The organism is Serratia odorifera, from assembly GCF_041448735.1.
GTDB classification, from domain to species: Bacteria; Pseudomonadota; Gammaproteobacteria; order Enterobacterales; family Enterobacteriaceae; genus Serratia_F; species Serratia_F odorifera.
Genome location: NZ_JBGMUT010000009.1, coordinates 12,908 through 30,639, shown reverse-complemented (window position 1 = coordinate 30,639; position 17,732 = coordinate 12,908). Strand labels below are relative to the sequence as shown.

At 57.1% G+C, this 17,732-nt stretch carries 21 protein-coding genes; 7 read left to right on the top strand and 14 right to left on the bottom strand.

The genetic code is table 11. From position 1 onward, the window contains the following. Positions 1 to 107 precede the first annotated feature (107 nt). Complete coding sequence (locus tag ACCC84_RS18730; RefSeq protein WP_004955955.1) at positions 108 to 665, top strand: YtfJ family protein; 558 nt, start codon at positions 108 to 110, stop codon at positions 663 to 665. On the opposite strand, the gene cysQ is transcribed toward ACCC84_RS18730, so the two are convergent. After that, on the bottom strand, positions 666 to 1,406 hold the full coding sequence (gene cysQ / locus ACCC84_RS18725; RefSeq protein WP_039992448.1) for a 3'(2'),5'-bisphosphate nucleotidase CysQ: 741 nt from the start codon (positions 1,404 to 1,406) through the stop codon (positions 666 to 668). 254 nt (positions 1,407 to 1,660) lie between these two features. Between cysQ and ACCC84_RS18720 the strand changes: the two genes are divergently transcribed. Continuing rightward, the gene (locus tag ACCC84_RS18720) at positions 1,661 to 3,613 is read left to right on the top strand and encodes a bifunctional 2',3'-cyclic-nucleotide 2'-phosphodiesterase/3'-nucleotidase (RefSeq protein ID WP_039991279.1); all 1,953 of its coding nucleotides are present in this window, start codon (positions 1,661 to 1,663) and stop codon (positions 3,611 to 3,613) included. 122 nt (positions 3,614 to 3,735) lie between these two features. Continuing rightward, on the top strand, positions 3,736 to 4,401 hold the full coding sequence (ytfE, locus tag ACCC84_RS18715) for an iron-sulfur cluster repair protein YtfE (RefSeq protein ID WP_004955959.1): 666 nt from the start codon (positions 3,736 to 3,738) through the stop codon (positions 4,399 to 4,401). A 44-nt stretch (positions 4,402 to 4,445) separates the two neighbouring features. Here the strand turns inward: ytfE and bamJ are convergent, their stop codons facing one another. Further along, positions 4,446 to 5,066, bottom strand: a complete 621-nt coding sequence (bamJ, locus tag ACCC84_RS18710; protein WP_004955960.1) for a BamJ family beta-barrel-assembly machinery protein — start codon at positions 5,064 to 5,066, stop codon at positions 4,446 to 4,448. Positions 5,067 to 5,329: 263 nt separating this feature from the next. Here bamJ and ACCC84_RS18705 point away from each other — a divergent pair, with 263 nt between their 5' ends. Beyond that, complete coding sequence (locus ACCC84_RS18705; RefSeq protein ID WP_004955961.1) at positions 5,330 to 6,010, top strand: OapA family protein; 681 nt, start codon at positions 5,330 to 5,332, stop codon at positions 6,008 to 6,010. On the opposite strand, the gene ACCC84_RS18700 is transcribed toward ACCC84_RS18705, so the two are convergent. The 5 genes from ACCC84_RS18700 to rpsF form a co-directional block, all read right to left on the bottom strand. Continuing rightward, complete coding sequence (locus ACCC84_RS18700; RefSeq protein ID WP_004955962.1) at positions 6,007 to 6,363, bottom strand: DUF488 domain-containing protein; 357 nt, start codon at positions 6,361 to 6,363, stop codon at positions 6,007 to 6,009. The two genes, ACCC84_RS18705 and ACCC84_RS18700, sit on opposite strands and share 4 nt — an antisense overlap. Before the next feature lie 112 nt (positions 6,364 to 6,475). Next, on the bottom strand, positions 6,476 to 6,928 hold the full coding sequence (gene rplI / locus ACCC84_RS18695; RefSeq protein WP_004955963.1) for a 50S ribosomal protein L9: 453 nt from the start codon (positions 6,926 to 6,928) through the stop codon (positions 6,476 to 6,478). Between the two features lie 39 nt (positions 6,929 to 6,967). After that, entirely contained in the window at positions 6,968 to 7,195 is a 228-nt protein-coding gene (gene rpsR, locus ACCC84_RS18690; protein ID WP_000135199.1) for a 30S ribosomal protein S18, read from the bottom strand. A 4-nt stretch (positions 7,196 to 7,199) separates the two neighbouring features. Then, entirely contained in the window at positions 7,200 to 7,517 is a 318-nt protein-coding gene (gene priB / locus ACCC84_RS18685) for a primosomal replication protein N (RefSeq protein ID WP_039991282.1), read from the bottom strand. An 8-nt stretch (positions 7,518 to 7,525) separates the two neighbouring features. Further along, complete coding sequence (gene rpsF, locus ACCC84_RS18680; RefSeq protein WP_004933634.1) at positions 7,526 to 7,924, bottom strand: 30S ribosomal protein S6; 399 nt, start codon at positions 7,922 to 7,924, stop codon at positions 7,526 to 7,528. Positions 7,925 to 8,013: 89 nt separating this feature from the next. Between rpsF and ACCC84_RS18675 the strand changes: the two genes are divergently transcribed. Then, entirely contained in the window at positions 8,014 to 8,295 is a 282-nt protein-coding gene (locus ACCC84_RS18675) for a hypothetical protein (RefSeq protein WP_127913637.1), read from the top strand. An 81-nt stretch (positions 8,296 to 8,376) separates the two neighbouring features. Further along, a complete protein-coding gene (locus ACCC84_RS18670; protein ID WP_004955970.1) occupies positions 8,377 to 8,643 on the top strand; it encodes a YdgH/BhsA/McbA family protein in 267 nt (88 codons plus the stop codon). 96 nt (positions 8,644 to 8,739) lie between these two features. Here ACCC84_RS18670 and yjfP read toward each other — a convergent pair whose 3' ends face one another. Then, on the bottom strand, positions 8,740 to 9,492 hold the full coding sequence (gene yjfP / locus ACCC84_RS18665; RefSeq protein ID WP_198773931.1) for an esterase: 753 nt from the start codon (positions 9,490 to 9,492) through the stop codon (positions 8,740 to 8,742). A 176-nt stretch (positions 9,493 to 9,668) separates the two neighbouring features. On the opposite strand from yjfP, the gene bsmA reads away from it, so the two are divergent. Beyond that, entirely contained in the window at positions 9,669 to 9,980 is a 312-nt protein-coding gene (gene bsmA / locus ACCC84_RS18660) for a biofilm peroxide resistance protein BsmA (RefSeq protein WP_004955972.1), read from the top strand. Positions 9,981 to 9,998: 18 nt separating this feature from the next. Here the strand turns inward: bsmA and ACCC84_RS18655 are convergent, their stop codons facing one another. From ACCC84_RS18655 to ACCC84_RS18630, 6 genes are all read right to left on the bottom strand, one after another. Next, a complete protein-coding gene (locus tag ACCC84_RS18655) occupies positions 9,999 to 10,397 on the bottom strand; it encodes a DUF350 domain-containing protein (protein ID WP_004955973.1) in 399 nt (132 codons plus the stop codon). A gap of 50 nt (positions 10,398 to 10,447) precedes the next feature. Then, positions 10,448 to 12,076 (bottom strand): isovaleryl-CoA dehydrogenase, encoded by a 1,629-nt coding sequence (locus tag ACCC84_RS18650; RefSeq protein WP_004955974.1) that lies wholly within the window; start codon positions 12,074 to 12,076, stop codon positions 10,448 to 10,450. A gap of 124 nt (positions 12,077 to 12,200) precedes the next feature. Next, positions 12,201 to 12,932 carry a 23S rRNA (guanosine(2251)-2'-O)-methyltransferase RlmB gene (gene rlmB, locus ACCC84_RS18645; protein ID WP_004955975.1) on the bottom strand — a complete coding sequence of 244 codons (732 nt, stop codon included), beginning with the start codon at positions 12,930 to 12,932 and terminating at the stop codon, positions 12,201 to 12,203. A gap of 86 nt (positions 12,933 to 13,018) precedes the next feature. Next, positions 13,019 to 15,502 carry a ribonuclease R gene (gene rnr, locus ACCC84_RS18640; RefSeq protein ID WP_004955976.1) on the bottom strand — a complete coding sequence of 828 codons (2,484 nt, stop codon included), beginning with the start codon at positions 15,500 to 15,502 and terminating at the stop codon, positions 13,019 to 13,021. Positions 15,503 to 15,700: 198 nt separating this feature from the next. Continuing rightward, on the bottom strand, positions 15,701 to 16,126 hold the full coding sequence (gene nsrR, locus ACCC84_RS18635) for a nitric oxide-sensing transcriptional repressor NsrR (protein ID WP_004955978.1): 426 nt from the start codon (positions 16,124 to 16,126) through the stop codon (positions 15,701 to 15,703). Between the two features lie 255 nt (positions 16,127 to 16,381). After that, a complete protein-coding gene (locus tag ACCC84_RS18630) occupies positions 16,382 to 17,680 on the bottom strand; it encodes an adenylosuccinate synthase (RefSeq protein ID WP_039992449.1) in 1,299 nt (432 codons plus the stop codon). Positions 17,681 to 17,732: the final 52 nt, after the last annotated feature.

Here is a 17,732-nt window from a genome sequence, read left to right as displayed (position 1 = left end):
CGTCTGAAGGGAAAACTGAGAACCCGCTAACAGGACAGACCTCCGATCACCACCTATGCTTTAGGCTCTGGAGACTGTCTTCATCGTTCCCCCTACAAGGAGAAAGCATGAAAAAAAGTAACATGCTAATTGTATCCCTGCTGTTTGCTCCCTTATTGGCCTGCGCGCACAACTTTCAAATCCAGCAGCGCGTTGCGCCAGTCGGCGTCAGCGATCGGGGAGAGTTAAACTACGCCAATGATGATTTTAGCTACAAAAACTGGAATAGCGGGCAGCTCAGTGGAAAAGTGCGAGTGATCCAGCATATTGCCGGCCGCAGCTCCGCCAAGGAAATGAACGATCCGCTGATTGAAGCCATCAAGCAGGCCAAGCTACCACGCGATCGTTACCAAACGACGACAATCGTCAATACCGATGACGCCATGGTCGGCACCGCGATGTTTGTGCGCAGCAGCATTGAAGACAACAAGAAAGAATTCCCGTGGTCGCAGTTCATCGTCGACAGTAACGGCAACGTACGTAAAGCCTGGGATCTGCAAGCGGGCGGTTCAGCGATTATCGTGCTGGATAAACAAGGCAAGATTCAATTTGCCAAAGACGGCAAACTGACGGCAGAAGAAGTGCAGCAAGTGATGAACAAGCTGCACCAACTGTTGGCTGACTGATCAGAACAGCGAAACCCGGAAGCCGGGGTTGAGGAATGATTCACGCGGGGTATAAAGCAACGGCTTGCCCTGCCAATCATGAATCTGCGCCCCGGCGGCCACCGCCACCGCATGCCCGGCCGCGGTGTCCCAGATATTGGTCGGCCCGAAACGCGGGTAGAGCTGCGCCTTCCCTTCAGCCACCAGGCAGAACTTCAGCGAGGAGCCGACCGCCACCGTCTGGTGCACGCCGAGCTGCTTTAAATAATCCTTCAGCTCGTTGTCGCTGTGCGAACGGCTGACCACCACCAGCGGCGGCGTCCCCTCTTTGACGCGAATGGCCTGGCGTTGCCCGTTCTCTTCCTTCCACGCCTTGCCGCGTTCGGCCAGGTACAGTACCTCCAGCGCCGGCGCGTAGACCACGCCCATCACCGCCTGGCCATCTTCGATCAACGCAATATTGACGGTGAACTCGCCGTTGCGCTGTAAAAACTCCTTGGTGCCATCGAGCGGGTCAACCAGCCAGTAACGCGTCCAGCTTTGCCGTTGTTCCCAAGCGGGAGGATCTTCTTCCGACAACAGCGGAATGTCCGGCGTCAGCGCCGCAAGGCCGCTCTTGATGATATGATGCGCCGCCAAATCGGCTGCCGTCACCGGTGAGTCGTCTTTTTTCTGCGCGACATCAAGCGGTTGCTCGCCGTTATACACCGCCATGATCGCCGCGCCCGCATCGCGGGATAGCTGGCAAATTTGCTCTAACATCATGCACCTCTGTTTATACTTCCGTGGGAAATTTTCCCCTGTCATAGCTAGCAGACTAGTTTTTTTTACGTGGAATATCCATCCCCACCGCTTAACCCACGGTAATTCCTCGCATCTTGTTCCGCCCAACTGTGAACTTCCCCGCGTTACTGCCGTTGATTTTCTGCCACACTTCACAGTTTATTGAGAACACCTAACGTGATTGCATCAACCTCTGCGATAACAAACTAAAAATGGCATGGAGAACCGTCATCATGATCAAGCGACCACTGTCGTTGTCCGCCCTCGCCCTGTTGGTCTGCGCCTCGGCGCAGGCGGCTACGGTCGATTTGCGCGTGCTGGAAACCAGTGACCTGCACAGCAATATGATGGACTTTGATTACTACAAGGATAAACCCACCGAGAAATTCGGCCTGGTTCGCACCGCCAGCCTGATCCAACAGGCGCGTCAGCAGGTCACCAACAGCGTGCTGGTCGACAACGGCGACATTATTCAAGGCAGTCCGCTGGGGGATTACATGGCGGCCAAGGGGCTGAAGGCCGGCGACGTTCATCCGGTCTATAAGGCGATGAATACGCTGGACTACGCGGTAGGCAATATCGGCAATCACGAATTCAACTACGGCCTGGATTATCTGAAAACCGCCATCGCCGGCGCCAGATTCCCGTACGTCAATGCCAACGTCATCGATGCAACAACTCAAAAGCCGCTGTTCACCCCGTACATCATCGTCGATACGCCGGTGACCGACCGCGATGGCCAAAACCATACCCTGCGCATCGGCTATATCGGTTTTGTACCGCCGCAGATCCTGGTGTGGGACAAAGCCAATCTGCAAGGCAAGGTGACGGTTAACGACATTACCGAAACCGCCAGGCGCTACGTGCCGGAAATGCGCCGACAAGGGGCCGATCTGGTGATCGCCATTGCGCACTCCGGTCTGTCCAGCGAGCCGTACAAAGCCATGGCGGAAAACTCGGTATATTATCTCAGCCAGGTGCAAGGCATCGACGCCATTATGTTCGGCCATGCGCACGCGGTGTTTCCTAGCCAGGACTTTGCCGCCATCAAAGGTGCCGACATTGAGAAAGGCCTGCTGAACGGCGTACCGGCGGTCATGCCCGGCCAGTGGGGCGATCACCTCGGCGTGGTCGATTTACAGCTGAATAACCACGGCGGCGCCTGGAAAGTGACGCAGGCCAGCGCGCAGGCCCGGCCGATTTACGACAATCAGGCTAAAAAATCGCTGGCGGCGGAAGACAGCACACTGTTGAAAGTACTGGCACAGGATCATCAGGGCACCCGCGAGTTCGTCAGTCAGCCGATCGGCAACGCCGACGGCAATATGTACAGCTATCTGGCATTGGTACAAGACGATCCGACGGTTCAGATCGTCAATAACGCGCAGAAGGCCTATGTCGAGCACTACATTCAAGGCGATCCGGATCTGGCAGACTTACCGGTGCTCTCCGCAGCGGCACCGTTCAAGGTCGGCGGACGCAAGAACGATCCGGCCAGTTTCGTTGAAGTGGAACAAGGCCGGCTGACCTTCCGCAACGCCGCCGATCTGTACCTGTATCCGAATACGCTGGTGGTGGTCAAGGCCAGCGGAAAAGAGGTCAAGGAATGGCTGGAATGTTCTGCCGGACAGTTTAACCGCATTGACGTCAACAACCGCCAACCGCAGTCGTTAATCAACTGGGACGGCTTTCGCAGCTACAACTTCGACGTTATCGACGGCGTTGACTATCAGATCGATGTCAGCCAACCGGCGCGCTACGACGGCGAATGTCAACCGATCAATCCGCAGGCCGAACGCATCAAACAGCTGACGTTTAACGGCAAGCCAATCGATCCGAACGCCATGTTCCTGGTGGCGACCAACAATTACCGTGCCTACGGCGGCAAGTTTGCCGGCACCGGTGACCGGCACATCGCCTTTGCCTCACCGGATGAGAATCGTTCGGTGCTGGCAGCCTATATCAGCGCCGAAAGCCAAAAGCACGGAGCGGTGCATCCACAGGCCGATCACAACTGGCGACTGGCCGCGTTCAGCAGCCCTCACCCGCTGGATATTCGCTTCGAAACCTCGCCGAGCGACAAGGCCGCCGCGTTTATCAAACAAAATGCCCAGTACCCGATGCGACAGGTTGGCAGCGACAGCATTGGCTTTGCGCTTTATCAGATTGATTTAACAACGAAGTAATCAAATTATCAGGGCGTGGATCAGCGCGCCCTGCACCACTACCTCCATTTAGCCATGGCGCGCCCTTTAAATTGTATTTAAAATGCATGTTATAAGAATTATTCATTTCAGAGGACGTCATCATGGATTACCACAATCACACTCTCGGTGCGTTGGCCATTGCCATTCCCGGTGCCAGCAAGCTGTTTCGCGATCATGATTTAGATTTCTGCTGCGGCGGTAAACGGACGCTGCAACACGCCGCGCAACGCAAATCGCTGGATCTGCAGCAACTGCAATCGCAGTTGGCGGCGTTGGCCACCGGCGAATCGAACGCACGTGACTGGCGTCAGGCGCCGCTGGCGGAGATTATCGATTACATTCTGCCGCGCTTTCATCAGCGTCATCGGGAACAGTTGCCGGAGCTGGTGCTGATGGCGGAAAAAGTCGAGCGGGTACACGGCGATAAACCGGCCTGCCCACGCGGTCTGGCCAAGCAGCTAATGCTGATCCGCCAGGATCTGGACAATCACATGATGAAAGAGGAACAGATCCTGTTCCCGATGATCGTCAACGGCATGGGTCGGCAGGCGATGGGGCCAATTGCGGTGATGGAGCATGAACACGCCGAAGCCGGCGAGCAGTTGGAGGTATTGAAGTTTCTGACCAATAATCTGACGCCGCCGGCAAACGCATGCACCACCTGGCAAGCGCTGTATCGGGGCATCGATCAATTTATTGCCGATCTGATGGAGCATATCCACCTGGAAAATAATCTGCTGTTTCCGCGGGCGCTCGGTGGCGAATAAAAACAGGGCGCCGCTGGGGCGCCCTGGAGAGGAAACCGTGTGTCTTACAGGATTTCCAGCAGTTCGACCTCGAACACCAAGGCGCTGAATGGCGGGATCGAGGCGCCGGCACCGCGTTCACCGTAAGCCAGGTGATGCGGGATGTACAACTGCCATTTGGAGCCGACCGGCATCAGGGTCAACGCTTCGATCCAGCCTGGGATAACGCCGCTGACCGGGAATTCTGCCGGTTGGCCGCGCTCTACCGAGCTGTCGAACACATCGCCGTTGATCAGGCGGCCGGTATAATGCACACGCACGCGGTCCTGACGGGACGGGATTGGGCCATTACCCTGCTCCAGTACCGAGAACTGCAGGCCGGATTCGGTCAGCGACACGCCGTCACGCTTGGCGTTTTCTTCCAGGAACTGCTGGCCTTCTACCGCCATCGCCTGCTGACGCTCGCGGCGCACCGCATCCGCACGTTCGTGGATTTCACGCAGCGCACGATGCACCACATCAACGGGAACCGCTGGCGCATTCCCTTCCAGCGCGTCACGCAAACCCGCCAGCAACGCTTCCGGTTGTAAACCTTCCAGACCGGATTCCTGCAATTGCTGGCCGACCTGTAAACCAATCCCGTAGCTTGCTTGCGCTTCAACGCTGTCAAATGAAGGGGTTGTCATGGGTTTTCCTTTAGTCTGTAAAAAGTCGAAGGCGCAGCATAACAGTGCCAGAAAGCCGGGTAAAATCTTGTGTTGATAATGATGACTTTTGTCGTGGAAAAAGAAACAATGGCAATCTGTTAACGCCCGTTGCCACACGCGCCGCTGCCGATCGCCGCTGCCTGTCACATCAAGCAGTTAGCGGTCTATACTGAAGGTGTCGTCGGTTTGGCGGTACGCCATCAGTACCGTGGCATTTTTACGCAGTCTGAAGAGAGGTCACCATGGGCAGAATCGCGCCCAGGAGAAGGAAAACCACCCGCGTCTACCAGCCGTTGCTGCGTACCTGGCTGAACTTCAGCCAGCGTCTGAAGCCCGGCACAGCCCCACGGACGCCCGAGGATCCGGATTCGGAGCAACTACCTGAACACGGTAAAGGACATGGAATCAAAGCGCTGTTGCTGAAAATCTGGCATTTGCCGGACGGTTTCCGCTGGCTGGAACCCCTGCCTTACTTTCACCGCCGCTGGGTGATTATCTTTGGCATTATACTGTTGCTGGCCCTGCTGTGGCCCTATTCACCGCAAAACAGCGGTCATCCCTATCCGGTGAGCACCCCGCAGAATGCGTCGTCGCCAATGCAGGCCGATCTGCAAGGAGAAGCCGGCAACGACGCCGCAGTGCCGCAGGAAACGCCAGCAGGCAACTGGCAGCGTTATCAGATCCAGCCGGGGCAAACGCTGGCGCAGCTGTTCCGCGACAATAACCTGCCGGTGAATGAGGTGTTCGCCATGGCGCAGGTCGAAGGCAACGACAAGCCGTTAAGCAACCTGCAAGCCGGCCAGGAAGTGCGCATTGAGCGCGACGCCAACGGCGTGATAACCGCGCTGTCGGTCACCGCCGCGGATAACAGCCAGGCACTGTTCCGTCGTCAGGCCGACGGTAGCTATCGACGTCAGCGCTAGTTCCCGAGCTGCTGATACAGGAAGTCGCGCAGCACCACCCCCTGGTTGTGCTGCGTATCCTTGCTGCCATACAGTAGGGTCAAGCTCTCGCCCTGGCGCAATAACGCCGCCAGCGGCTGCCAGGCGCTGTTTTCGGCCAATTGCCGACGGTAGCGCGTGACAAACTCTTGCCATTGGTCGGTGTGCTGGTGAAACCACTGGCGCAATGCATTGTCCGGTGCCACTTCCTTCAGCCATTCCACGCCGGCAAGACGTTGTCGGCTAATGCCGCGCGGCCAGAGTCGATCGATCAGAAAGCAGTACTGTGGCGCCGGGCCGTTAAAATCATACACTCGCTGTAATACGATATTCATGCTGTCCCTCCTGGCTGATGCATCAGAGGCAGGGTAGCGCGTTTTTGCCGCCGCAGAAAAGCAAAACGCCAGCACGAGGCTGGCGTTTTAACCGGATTGACAGAGGCTTTAATTAAGCTTCTGCAACCACAACTACATTCAGCTGTGCGAACACGTCGCTGTGTACCTGGAAGTGCACTTCGTGCTCACCAGTGGTACGCAGAACGCCGTTCGGCAGGCGAACTTCGCTCTTGGCAACTTCAACGCCAGCCGCAGTAACTGCGTCAGCGATGTCGCGGGTGCCGATAGAGCCGAACAGTTTACCTTCGTCGCCTGCTTTAGACGCGATGGTTACTGAAGCCAGTTCGTTGATCTTGGTTGCGCGCGCTTCGGCAGCGGCCAGAACGTCAGCCAGTTTGGCTTCCAGTTCAGCACGGCGTGCTTCGAAGAACTCAACGTTTTTCTTGGTAGCAGGAACAGCTTTGCCCTGTGGTACCAGGAAGTTACGAGCGTAGCCCGCTTTAACGTTAACTTGATCACCCAGGCTGCCCAGGTTTGCTACTTTATCAAGCAGAATAACTTGCATTACCTTATCCTCTCAAAGTCGTTAATGGACAGTGGCCGATTACTGATGACGATCAGTGTACGGCAACAAAGACAGGTAGCGCGCGCGCTTGATAGCACGGGCGAGCTGGCGCTGATATTTTGCACGAGTACCGGTAATACGGCTCGGGACAATTTTACCACTTTCAGTGATGTAGTTTTTCAGCGTAGCGATGTCTTTATAGTCAATCTCTTGAACGCCTTCCGCGGTGAAACGGCAGAACTTGCGACGACGGAAATAACGTGCCATTTGGCTAGTCTCCAGAATCTATCAATTCAATCTGCTCGGCATGCAGTACCAGTTTGTTCAGCCCGTTGCGCCCTTGATGGCAACTGACGAAGCCTTGCACGGTAATCTGACTGCCGACCGTTAATCTTTGAGTTAGTGCTTGTGACTGTTGTCCGCTGACAACCACGGGCATACGGCACCATGCCTGTCTGCTGAATCCGGCTTCCACCTGCGTTGATTTGTGCTCAAGCACAAACTGGCAATGGGGGATCCCGGAAGGACTCACTTTTCGAACCGGCGGCTTGCACACTGTGCCAGACAACACCAGACGATTAGCCGTCACGGCGGCAATTACTCTTCAGAATCCCCAGCATCTGCATCATCTGCGGTTTCGTTAGCGAAGTCTTCGCGGCGATCGCCACGACGTTCGTCTTTCGCTTTAACCATCGGAGATGCTTCGGTTACCGCGTGCTTAACGCGCATAACCATGCTGCGGATAACGGCGTCGTTGAAGCGGAAGTTAGTTTCCAGCTCATCGATCGCTTCCTGCGGGGCTTCAACGTTCAGCAGAACGTAGTGAGCCTTGTGCAGTTTGTTGATCGGGTAAGCCAGTTGACGGCGGCCCCAGTCTTCCAGACGGTGAATCTGACCTTGCGCGTTAGTGATGGTAGCACTGTAACGCTCGATCATGCCCGGAACCTGTTCGCTTTGGTCAGGATGGACCATAAAAACGATTTCGTAATGACGCATCGAATTGCTCCTTACGGATTATTCAGCCTCCTGTCAGGGTCAGCCGTGGCCCATGGAAGCAAGGAACGTGATTTTTGTACGGCTGAAAAATGACGCGTAATCATACTGGCGAAGGGGGGGAAACTCAAGGACCCGGTGGGATTTATTCGCAGTTATTGGCGCTTGAAGGCAAAAGCGCACGATTTGCTATCGGCCGAATATATGGATACGGATCCACTAGTTTTGAAAATCCTTCAACAAAATCATCATCGCCAACGCCATATCGTTCATTTTTTTTGAAAGTTGTCATCAAATCCCTGCGCTTTTCTATCTGGCAGAAGCCACTAGAATTAACCATATCCGCCGCCAAACAAGCGACGAAAAGGATTTGAAGTCATTCAACAGAGACAAATAACTTCTTGCCATCCGGGCCGCCGTCGTCTGGCGCTCCGGGCAAGTCAAGAGAGGCACTTATGAAACGCATTACCCTCGCCACCGCCGTGGCCTTGCTGCTTTCCGCCAACGCCATGGCCGCCACTGAAATCACCGCGCACCAGGCAGATCAGCGCCAAAGCATCGGTTTCGTTACGCTGAACCATAATGTGGTATCACCGGATGATGCTTCTTCCCAGGTCAATGATATCGCCGAACAGCGCGGCGCCAGCGCCTATCGCATTATCGCCCTGCATCAACCGGGCAGTACCGCGTCGATTCACGTCAGCGCCGAACTGTATCGCTAACAGAAAAGTGCCGTACCAGGGAACCAAGCCGCACTGAAAAGCGGCAGCTTAACGACAGTAACACGCTCTCACGCCCCCTGTTCGCAGGGGGCTTTTTTACAGGTTATGCGTGAAGAATGCGACGGTCGCGGCCAGCGCCGCTGGCGTGATGCGGTGCGCCACCCCAGGCTCGGTGTCCAGCGTCAGGCGCTGATCCCAACCGCGTTCGCGCAGCGCCTGCGCCAAGCGCAGGCTTTGTGACGCTGGCACCAGATCGTCCGCTTCGCCATGCCATAGCAACAACGGCCGCCCGGACAGCGTTTCCAATTGATGTTCAACGCCGTAATCCGCCAATGGCGCCACCCGCTCGGCATGCCGCGTCGGCGACAATACCTGTCCACGCTCATCCAACGGCGGGAACAGGGTTTGCGACAGCGAGGTGAAATAGCCGGCGCCCATCAGGCTGGCCGCAGCGGCAATCCAGGGATAACGCGTCAGTGCGCCCAGGGTGGTCATGCCCCCCATCGACGCGCCCGCCACGCCAATGCGCGTACCGTCGATCACGCCACGCTCGGCAAAATGCGCCTTTAACGCCGGCAGTTCATCAATGTTACGCCGCAGAATTTCCCAAAAATGCGCCAGCCGTTGCGCAGCATCGCCGTGATAACGTTCGCCGTGCAGATCGGCATCCGGCAATATCACGCGAAAGCCGGCCTTGGCCAACGCATAACCAAAATAGGCATAGACCTCTTTCGACGAGGTATAGCCGTGGTAGAAAAATACCGTCGGTAATGGCTGTTGGTATTGCCCGGCCGGCACCGCGTGGATCAGCGCAATATCGCCCACGCGTTCGTCATACAGTTCAATCATGCTTTGCCCCTTCCCACCCCATGCCCCATAGTCTACATAATGCTATCCGCGCTGCGCAGTCGGATCGCACACCGCTCTATGATGGCAAAAAAACGTCATACGCATTAGCTCATTATGTTCCACTATATACTTAAGCATTACACTGACGACTTTCCGCTGCGCATTCTGAGGTCACGATGAACATAGCACGCTGTGCCGCCATGCTGCTGTTGCTTGGGCTGTTGTCCGGCTGCGGCATCCTCACCACCACGCCGAAGCCACCGCCGCCGCCGATTGCCGGACAAGCGCAGGAAATTACCCGGGCGCAAACTGCCGGGCTGGAAAAGATCACTACCGTCAGCGCGCTGGTTTATGGCAGCCCGATGAATGTGGAAGACGAGATTCAGCGCAAGGCCACCGCCGCCGGGGCGCGCTATTACATGATCATCATGAATAGCGAAACCGTGGTGCCGGGACAGTGGTATTCACAGGCAATTATTTATCGCTAGGCGCAGAGGCGCTGCGAGTTAATAGGTCATGCAGGCGGCGTTCAATACCCCGCCGCTGACCGAGACGCCGCCCAGGAAAATACCGGCTGCGGTATGGTTCGCTTCGATTTTCTCGCTGATGCGCGGCATATACAACTTAACCGCGGTAAAGATCAGCAATTGCACCACCAGCGCCACACACCCCCATAACAGGTAGTCCAACAGGCTGATCGAGTTGATCGCCGCACTGGCCAGCGGGATAACATAGCCCAGACAGGCGCCGATAAAACCCAATGCCGCCGCCTGATTATCCTGTTTGATCAACGCCCATTCATCATGCGCGGTGATGCGGGTATAAATAAACAGGAACACCAGCACCATGGCGACCCCGCTGAAAAAGTACGAGGCAAACGCCGCTAATAAGTTGATTATTTCCATATTTTTACCCGTTGGTTATGGTGGTGTGAGGATCCGAAGCCTACTTATGCCTAGCCGCCCACCGCTCTGTCAAGCAGCGACTCGCACAATGTGTCGGGTAACGCCCGCTGCCCGCGTTCGTCCAGCATCGACTGGCACCAGGCTTCGGCTATCGGCGGCGACGCATAACGCAACAACTGCGCTGCAGCGAACAGAGTAAACAGTCGGCCAGTCAGGGCACGAGCCTGCGTTTCCTGCAGTTTTCCAGTCTGCTGCAACAGCTGTCGCCATTGACGATCGTAATGACGATTCTGTCCTTTCACCTCTGCCAGCTCCTGGTGCACCGCCTCCTGCACCAACGGACTTTTTGCCCAGGCGCGCAGCACGTCCAGGCACATGATATTACCCGAGCCTTCCCAGATGCTGTTGACCGGCATCTCGCGGTACAGACGCGGCAATTCGCTGTCCTCGCAGTAACCGATGCCGCCAAGCACTTCCATCGCTTCGGCAACAAACGGGATGCCTTGTCGGCAAACGTCAAACTTGGCCGCCGAGGTCATGATACGGCATAGCCCCTGCGACAGCGGCTCCTGCTGACTGCCGTAGGCGCGCGCCAGGCGCATCAGCGCTGCCGTTTGCCCCTCCAGCCGCAGCGCCATGCCCGCCATCACCTGACGCATCAGCGGCTGCTGGATCAACGTCTTGCCGAACGCCTGGCGCTGATGGGCGTGATAGAGCGCCACCGACAGCGCGCGGCGCATTAAGCCGTGGCTGCCGAGCGCGCAGTCAAAGCGTGTCTGGCTGCCCATCTTGAGTATTTGGCGTACACCATCGCCTTCATCGCCCAGCAGCCAGGCAGTAGCATCCTGAAACTCCACCTCGCTGCTGGCGTTGGCACGGTTGCCCAACTTGTCTTTCAGCCGCTCCAGACGCACCGCGTTGCGGGTGCCGTCCGGCAGGATACGTGGCAGGAAGAAGCATGACAGCCCGCCTTCGGTCTGCGCCAAAACCAGATGCGCGTCGCTTTGCGGCACCGAGAAAAACCATTTATGCCCTACCAGGCGATATGCTTCGCCATCGCCGCGTCCGGCCAGCGGCGTCGCGCTGGTGGTATTGCTCAATACGTCCGAACCGCCCTGTTTTTCAGTCATGCCCATGCCAATCAGCAGCCCGCGTTTTTGTCCGCCGGGCAGCAGATGGGCGTCGTACCGATCGGAAAGCAGCGGCGGCAGCCAGTCCCGAAACGGCGCTGGCAGGCTGCGTTGCAGCAGCGGAATGGCACCATAGGTCATGGTTATCGGACACAGCGTGCCAGCCTCCACCTGCGCATGCAGTATGAAACGCGCAGCGCGCGCCGCCACCGAGCCAATGCGCGCCTGCTCCTCCCAAGGCAGATTATGTACGCGGTTGGCCACCAGTCCCTGCATCAGAATGTGCCAGGCGGGGTGGAAACGCAGGTCGTCCAACCGTTGCCCGCTGGCGTCATAGCGCAACAGTTCCGGCGGATTGGCATTGGCCAGTCTCCCCAGTTCCAGCGACTCCTGGGTGCCAAGCTGCTGCCCCAGCGAGGCTAATACGTCGGCATCCCAACCGGCGTGCTCACGTTGTACCGCTTCACGCAGCGGGGTATCGGACAGAAACAGATTGCTGTTGCCCAGCGGTTTGGGCTGGTTAAAAACCGTATGTGTAGTCCAGACCATTGGCGTGCTCCCTTGTAAGGCATCAGGAGTCATTATGGTCGATGGCACGATTTCTGCCGCAGGCGAGATCACAAGATGGGGGGTAAAACCAGGGCCCGGCCACCGTCGGCGCCGGGCCCGAAGATTAACTGCGCTGACGCACCGCTTCGAACAGACAGATGCCGGTGGCCACCGACACGTTGAGCGAGGAAACACTGCCAGCCATCGGGATGCCGATCAGTTCGTCGCAATGTTCACGGGTCAGACGACGCATACCTTCGCCTTCCGCGCCCATCACCAGCGCCATCGGGCCGGTCATTTTGCTTTGGTACAGCGTGTGATCGGCTTCGCCGGCGGTGCCGACCACCCAAACGTTCAGTTCTTGCAGCAAACGCAGGGTCCGCGCCAGATTGGTCACACGGATCAGCGGCACGTTTTCCGCCGCCCCGCAGGCAACTTTCTTCGCGGTGGCATTCAACTGGGCGGATCGGTCGCGCGGAACGATCACCGCATGTACGCCGGCGGCATCGGCGCTGCGCAGACAGGCACCGAGATTATGCGGGTCGGTCACGCCGTCCAGCACCAGCAGAAACGGGGTATCGACGCTTTCCAACAGCCCCGGCAGATCGTTTTCCTGATACTGGCGTCCTTCGCGCACCCGGGCAACAATCCCCTGGTGCACCGCCCCTTCCACCTTGTCGTCCAGCCACTGGCGATTGGCCACCTGAATGACGATGCCGGTAGCTTCCAGCTCGGCGATCAGCGGTTGCAAACGGCGGTCGTCGCGGCCTTTAAGGATAAACACTTCCAGGAAGCGTTGCGGATCGCGCTCTAACAGGGCTTTGACGGCGTGAATGCCGTAGATAATTTCGCTCATGATGCTCTTTTAACTGTGCGGCCGACATACGCCGGCCGGTGATAATAATGTACGACAGGTGAGCGGGCTATGCCCGTAAGCTGCAATCAGCCTTCACTCTGCTGCGCACCTTTCTTCTTCACGGCGCGCTTGGCTTTGGTGGCCGCCGCTATCTTTTTGGTTTTGTCGGACACTTTTTTGGCCTTGGCCTTTTTGTCCTTCTTCACCTTGTCGGCCGGTTTGGCGCCGTCTTTGCGAAACGCGCTATCCGGCTCAAAATTGGCCGGTGGCTTGCCACCACGGCGTTTACGGCCGTTACCGTTGCCACCACCGTCACGCAGCGTGCGTGGTGCGCCCTTCTTGGCGCGTTCGCGTTCGGTCTTGCCTTCACCGCGCGGCTTGCGGGTGCTGGAAACCAGAGCAAAATCGATTTTACGCTCGTCCATATGCACCGCTTCAACGCGGATCTCCACGGTATCGCCCAGGCGATACACCATACCGGACGATTCGCCGATCAGACGCTGGCCGATATTATCGTAGCGATAGTAATCATTATCCAGCGTTGATACATGCACCAGGCCATCAATAAACAGATCGTTCAGGCGCACGAAGAAGCCGAAGCCAGTGACGCTGGCGATAATGCCGGTAAACACTTCTCCGACGTGATCCTGCATGAAGTCGCACTTCAGCCAGTCGGCAACGTTGCGCGTGGCTTCGTCGGCACGACGTTCGGTCATCGAACAGTGCAGGCCCAGTTGCAACATCTCTTCGAGATCGCTATGCCAGCCGCCGGTCGGCGTCCAGCGGTGTGGCGGTTCGCCGTGCTCTTTGGCTAACAGATACTTGATAGCGCGGTGCAACGACAGATCCGGGTAACGACGAATCGGCGAGGTAAAGTGGCCATACGACGCCAACGCCAGCCCGAAGTGACCTCGGTTTTCCGGATCGTAAATCGCCTGTTTCATCGAACGCAGCAGCATGGTCTGCAGCATTTCGTGATCGGGGCGCTCGGATACGATATCCATCAGTTGCGCATAGTCTTTCGGCTGCGGCTTGTTGCCACCGCCCAGGGTCAGGCTCAGCTCGCCAAGCACGCTGCGCAGCGACTTGATATGATCGTCGCTTGGACGATCGTGCACGCGAAACAGCGCCGGCTCGTTGTGTTTTTCAACAAAGCGCGCCGCCGCAACGTTCGCCATGATCATGCATTCTTCAATCAGCTTGTGCGCATCGTTACGCACCGTCGGCTCCACGCGTTCGATACGGCGTTCAGCGTTGAAGATGAACTTGGCTTCTTCGGTTTCAAAGGCAATGCCACCACGTTCGGCGCGCGCCCGGTCCAGCACCTTGTACATGGCATGCAACTCTTCCAGGTGCTTGACCAGCGGATGGTATTGCTCGCGCAGCTCCTGGTCGCCCTGCAGCATATGCCACACTTTGGTGTAGGTCAGGCGAGCGTGGGAGCTCATCACCGCTTCGTAGAACTTGGCCGTCGACAGCCGCCCCTGGGCAGAAATGGTCATTTCGCACACCATACACAGGCGATCCACCTGCGGGTTCAGCGAGCAGAGGCCGTTGGACAGGACTTCCGGCAGCATCGGTACCACCTGCGACGGGAAGTACACCGAGGTACCACGGCTACGGGCTTCGTCGTCCAGCGCCGTGCCGGGGCGTACGTAGTAGCTGACGTCGGCAATGGCAACCCACAGGCGCCAGCCGCCGCCGCGTTTCTTCTCACAGTAAACCGCATCATCGAAGTCGCGTGCGTCTTCGCCGTCAATGGTGACCAGCGGCAGGTTACGTAAATCAACGCGCCCGACCTTGGCCTCTTCCGGTACCTCTTCGCTGAGGGAGGCGACCTGCTTTTCCACCTGCGGCGGCCAGGTGTGCGGGATTTCATGGGTACGCAGCGCGATATCGACCGCCATGCTGGTGCCCATTTTATCGCCAAGGATCTCGACGATTTTACCAATAGCCTTGGTGCGGCGGGTCGGACGCTGGGTCAGTTCCACCACCACCATAAAGCCCATGCGCGCGCCGCTGACCGCCTCGTTCGGGATCAGGATATCAAAGCTCAGACGGCTATCGTCCGGCACCACAAAGCCGACACCGGCGTCGGTAAAGTAACGGCCGACGATCTGGCTGGTTTTTGGCACCAGAACGCGCACAATGCGCGCTTCGCGACGCCCCTTGCGATCGGCGCCCAACGCCTGCGCCAGCACCACGTCGCCGTGAATGGCCATTTTCATCTGTTCGGCCGACAGGTACAAATCGTCCTTGCTGCCCTCAATGCGCAGGAAACCATAACCATCGCGGTGGCCGATCACCGTGCCGCGCAACAGATCCAGCCGTTCCGGCAGGGCGTAGCATTGACGGCGGGTAAATATCAGTTGCCCATCGCGTTCCATGGCGCGCAGGCGGCGGCGCAGCGCTTCCTGATGTTCTTCGCTGGTCAAATCCAGCTCTTTCGCCAGCTCTTCACGGCTGGCCGGCGTTTCACGCTTGGCCAAATGGGCAAGAATGAATTCGCGGCTCGGGATGGGGGATTCGTATTTTTCTGCTTCTCGTTCCAGGAAAGGATCTTGTGACATTGCGGTTCCTCCGTTGTCATCAGCAGGGTGTCGCGAGAATAGGCCAACGGGCTCGATTGTCGCAGACTGTCTGGGGCGAACAGCGCGTAAACCGGAGCATGCACCGGGCACCTGCGGTTTTTGAACGCTGTCTCGCCGCAAAATGGCAAGTAAACTGGCTTATGGGGCCACTTCTCAGCCCTGTTTTCTTGTCGATGCTTATTCGACAAGCAATAGCTTATAGAGCGGGGCGTTGTCTTCGACCATATCGGCCAAGGTATAATTATCCAGCTCTGCAAGGAAATTCTGTACTCCCTGCTGCAACACCTGCTTCAGGCGGCAAGCGGGGGTGATATGGCAAAAATCGCCGCTGCAGTTAACCAGCGATAGCGGCTCCAGTGCGCGCACCACGTCGCCGATGCGTATCGAGGCGGCAGGTTGCCCCAAGCGGATACCGCCATTTTTACCACGCACGGCAGTCACCAGTCCGATACGACTCAACTGGTTGATTATTTTCACCATATGGTTGCGGGACACGCCATACACTTCGGTCACTTCCGAAATGCTGGTCATTTTATCCTTCGGCAATGAGGCCATGTAGATCAGCGCCCGCAGGCCATAATCAGTAAAACTTGTTAACTGCACGTCTACCTCTGGGTAGGATTTACCCGTCTGACACGCCGCTTTTCGGCATTTATCAAAAGATTACTTATAGGATAATAAACCAGGCTGAGAGTTCGTCGTTAATTATTTATACCCTAGGGTACACGACAGACAGGGCAATGAAATCATTAAGCCGGGATAACGAAAGGATTTTTGCTGGGCAACCGCGTTTGGCGAGGTGAACATCCTAAAAACAAACCGGGACGGCGCCCGGTTTGCTGGTGACAGAAAAACGGCTTATGCGTCGAACGGATCGCGCAGAACCATGGTTTCGCTGCGATCTGGGCCGGTGGAGATAATGTCTACCGGTACGCCAGTCAGTTCTTCAATGCGCTTGATGTAGTTCAGCGCGGCCTGTGGCAGTTGGTGGTGTTCCTTCACGCCGAAGGTGGTTTCGCTCCAGCCCGGCATGGTTTCGTAGATTGGCTCGATGCCTTCCCAGCCTTCTGCTGCCAGCGGCGTCGTGGTCATTTCGCGGCCGTCAGGCATGCGGTAACCCACGCAGATTTTCACTTCTTTCAGGCCGTCCAGAACATCCAGCTTGGTCAGACAGAAGCCGGACAGCGAGTTGATCTGCACCGCGCGGCGTACCGCAACCGCATCCAGCCAACCGGTACGACGACGGCGACCGGTGGTCGCGCCGAACTCGTTACCCTGCTTGCACAGGAACTCGCCGGTGTCGTCGAACAGTTCGGTTGGGAACGGGCCAGCGCCAACGCGGGTTGAGTAGGCTTTCACGATACCGAGCACGTAGTCCACGTAACGCGGACCAATGCCGGAACCGGTCGCTACGCCACCGGCAGTGGTGTTGGACGAGGTAACGTACGGATAGGTACCGTGGTCGATATCCAGCAGCGTACCCTGTGCGCCTTCAAACATGATCAGATCGCCACGCTTGCGCGCGCCGTCCAGCAGTTCGGAAACGTCAACCACCATCGAAGTCAGGATGTCGGCAATCGACATGACGTAGTCCAGCGTCGCCTGGTAATCCACCGCGTCAACTTTGTAGTAGTTAACCAGTTGGAAGTTGTGGTAATCGATGATTTCTTTCAGCTTGATAGCGAAAGTTTCTTTGTCGAACAGGTCGCCAACGCGTAGACCGCGACGTGCGACTTTATCTTCGTAGGCCGGACCGATACCGCGACCGGTGGTGCCGATGGCTTTCGCGCCACGTGCTTTTTCGCGCGCGATATCCAGCGCAACGTGATAAGGCAGGATCAGCGGACAAGCTTCAGACAGTAACAGACGTTCGCGTACCGGGATGCCGCGCGCTTCGAGTTCACCCATTTCTTTCATCAATGCGTCAGGCGCCAGTACCACACCGTTGCCGATGATGCTGGTTACGTTTTCACGCAGGATGCCAGAGGGAATTAAATGAAGAACGGTTTTTTCACCGTTAATAACCAGAGTGTGGCCAGCGTTATGGCCACCTTGGTAGCGCACAACATATTGAGCCCGTTCAGTCAGCAGGTCTACGACCTTGCCCTTACCTTCGTCACCCCATTGGGTGCCCAGTACGACGACGTTCTTACCCATTTTCAAAATCACCGGTTGCTTAAAAATGGATTCTACCACCGTAATTTTAGAG

What these genes read in the sequence shown, in the direction of transcription:
- ACCC84_RS18730 (WP_004955955.1), top strand. Translation starts at nt 108, where the DNA reads ATGAAAAAAAGTAACATGCTAATTGTATCCCTGCTGTTTGCTCCCTTA.
- rnr (WP_004955976.1), bottom strand. Translation starts at nt 15,502, where the DNA reads ATGTCACAAGATCCTTTCCTGGAACGAGAAGCAGAAAAATACGAATCC.
- ACCC84_RS18630 (WP_039992449.1), bottom strand. Translation starts at nt 17,680, where the DNA reads ATGGGTAAGAACGTCGTCGTACTGGGCACCCAATGGGGTGACGAAGGT.
- rlmB (WP_004955975.1), bottom strand. Translation starts at nt 12,932, where the DNA reads ATGAGCGAAATTATCTACGGCATTCACGCCGTCAAAGCCCTGTTAGAG.
- yjfP (WP_198773931.1), bottom strand. Translation starts at nt 9,492, where the DNA reads ATGATTGAACTGTATGACGAACGCGTGGGCGATATTGCGCTGATCCAC.
- ACCC84_RS18650 (WP_004955974.1), bottom strand. Translation starts at nt 12,076, where the DNA reads ATGGTCTGGACTACACATACGGTTTTTAACCAGCCCAAACCGCTGGGC.
- ACCC84_RS18655 (WP_004955973.1), bottom strand. Translation starts at nt 10,397, where the DNA reads ATGGAAATAATCAACTTATTAGCGGCGTTTGCCTCGTACTTTTTCAGC.
- bamJ (WP_004955960.1), bottom strand. Translation starts at nt 5,066, where the DNA reads ATGACAACCCCTTCATTTGACAGCGTTGAAGCGCAAGCAAGCTACGGG.
- ytfE (WP_004955959.1), top strand. Translation starts at nt 3,736, where the DNA reads ATGGATTACCACAATCACACTCTCGGTGCGTTGGCCATTGCCATTCCC.
- ACCC84_RS18700 (WP_004955962.1), bottom strand. Translation starts at nt 6,363, where the DNA reads ATGAATATCGTATTACAGCGAGTGTATGATTTTAACGGCCCGGCGCCA.
- rpsR (WP_000135199.1), bottom strand. Translation starts at nt 7,195, where the DNA reads ATGGCACGTTATTTCCGTCGTCGCAAGTTCTGCCGTTTCACCGCGGAA.
- cysQ (WP_039992448.1), bottom strand. Translation starts at nt 1,406, where the DNA reads ATGTTAGAGCAAATTTGCCAGCTATCCCGCGATGCGGGCGCGGCGATC.
- bsmA (WP_004955972.1), top strand. Translation starts at nt 9,669, where the DNA reads ATGAACATAGCACGCTGTGCCGCCATGCTGCTGTTGCTTGGGCTGTTG.
- rpsF (WP_004933634.1), bottom strand. Translation starts at nt 7,924, where the DNA reads ATGCGTCATTACGAAATCGTTTTTATGGTCCATCCTGACCAAAGCGAA.
- rplI (WP_004955963.1), bottom strand. Translation starts at nt 6,928, where the DNA reads ATGCAAGTTATTCTGCTTGATAAAGTAGCAAACCTGGGCAGCCTGGGT.
- ACCC84_RS18675 (WP_127913637.1), top strand. Translation starts at nt 8,014, where the DNA reads ATGACGCGTAATCATACTGGCGAAGGGGGGGAAACTCAAGGACCCGGT.
- ACCC84_RS18720 (WP_039991279.1), top strand. Translation starts at nt 1,661, where the DNA reads ATGATCAAGCGACCACTGTCGTTGTCCGCCCTCGCCCTGTTGGTCTGC.
- ACCC84_RS18705 (WP_004955961.1), top strand. Translation starts at nt 5,330, where the DNA reads ATGGGCAGAATCGCGCCCAGGAGAAGGAAAACCACCCGCGTCTACCAG.
- ACCC84_RS18670 (WP_004955970.1), top strand. Translation starts at nt 8,377, where the DNA reads ATGAAACGCATTACCCTCGCCACCGCCGTGGCCTTGCTGCTTTCCGCC.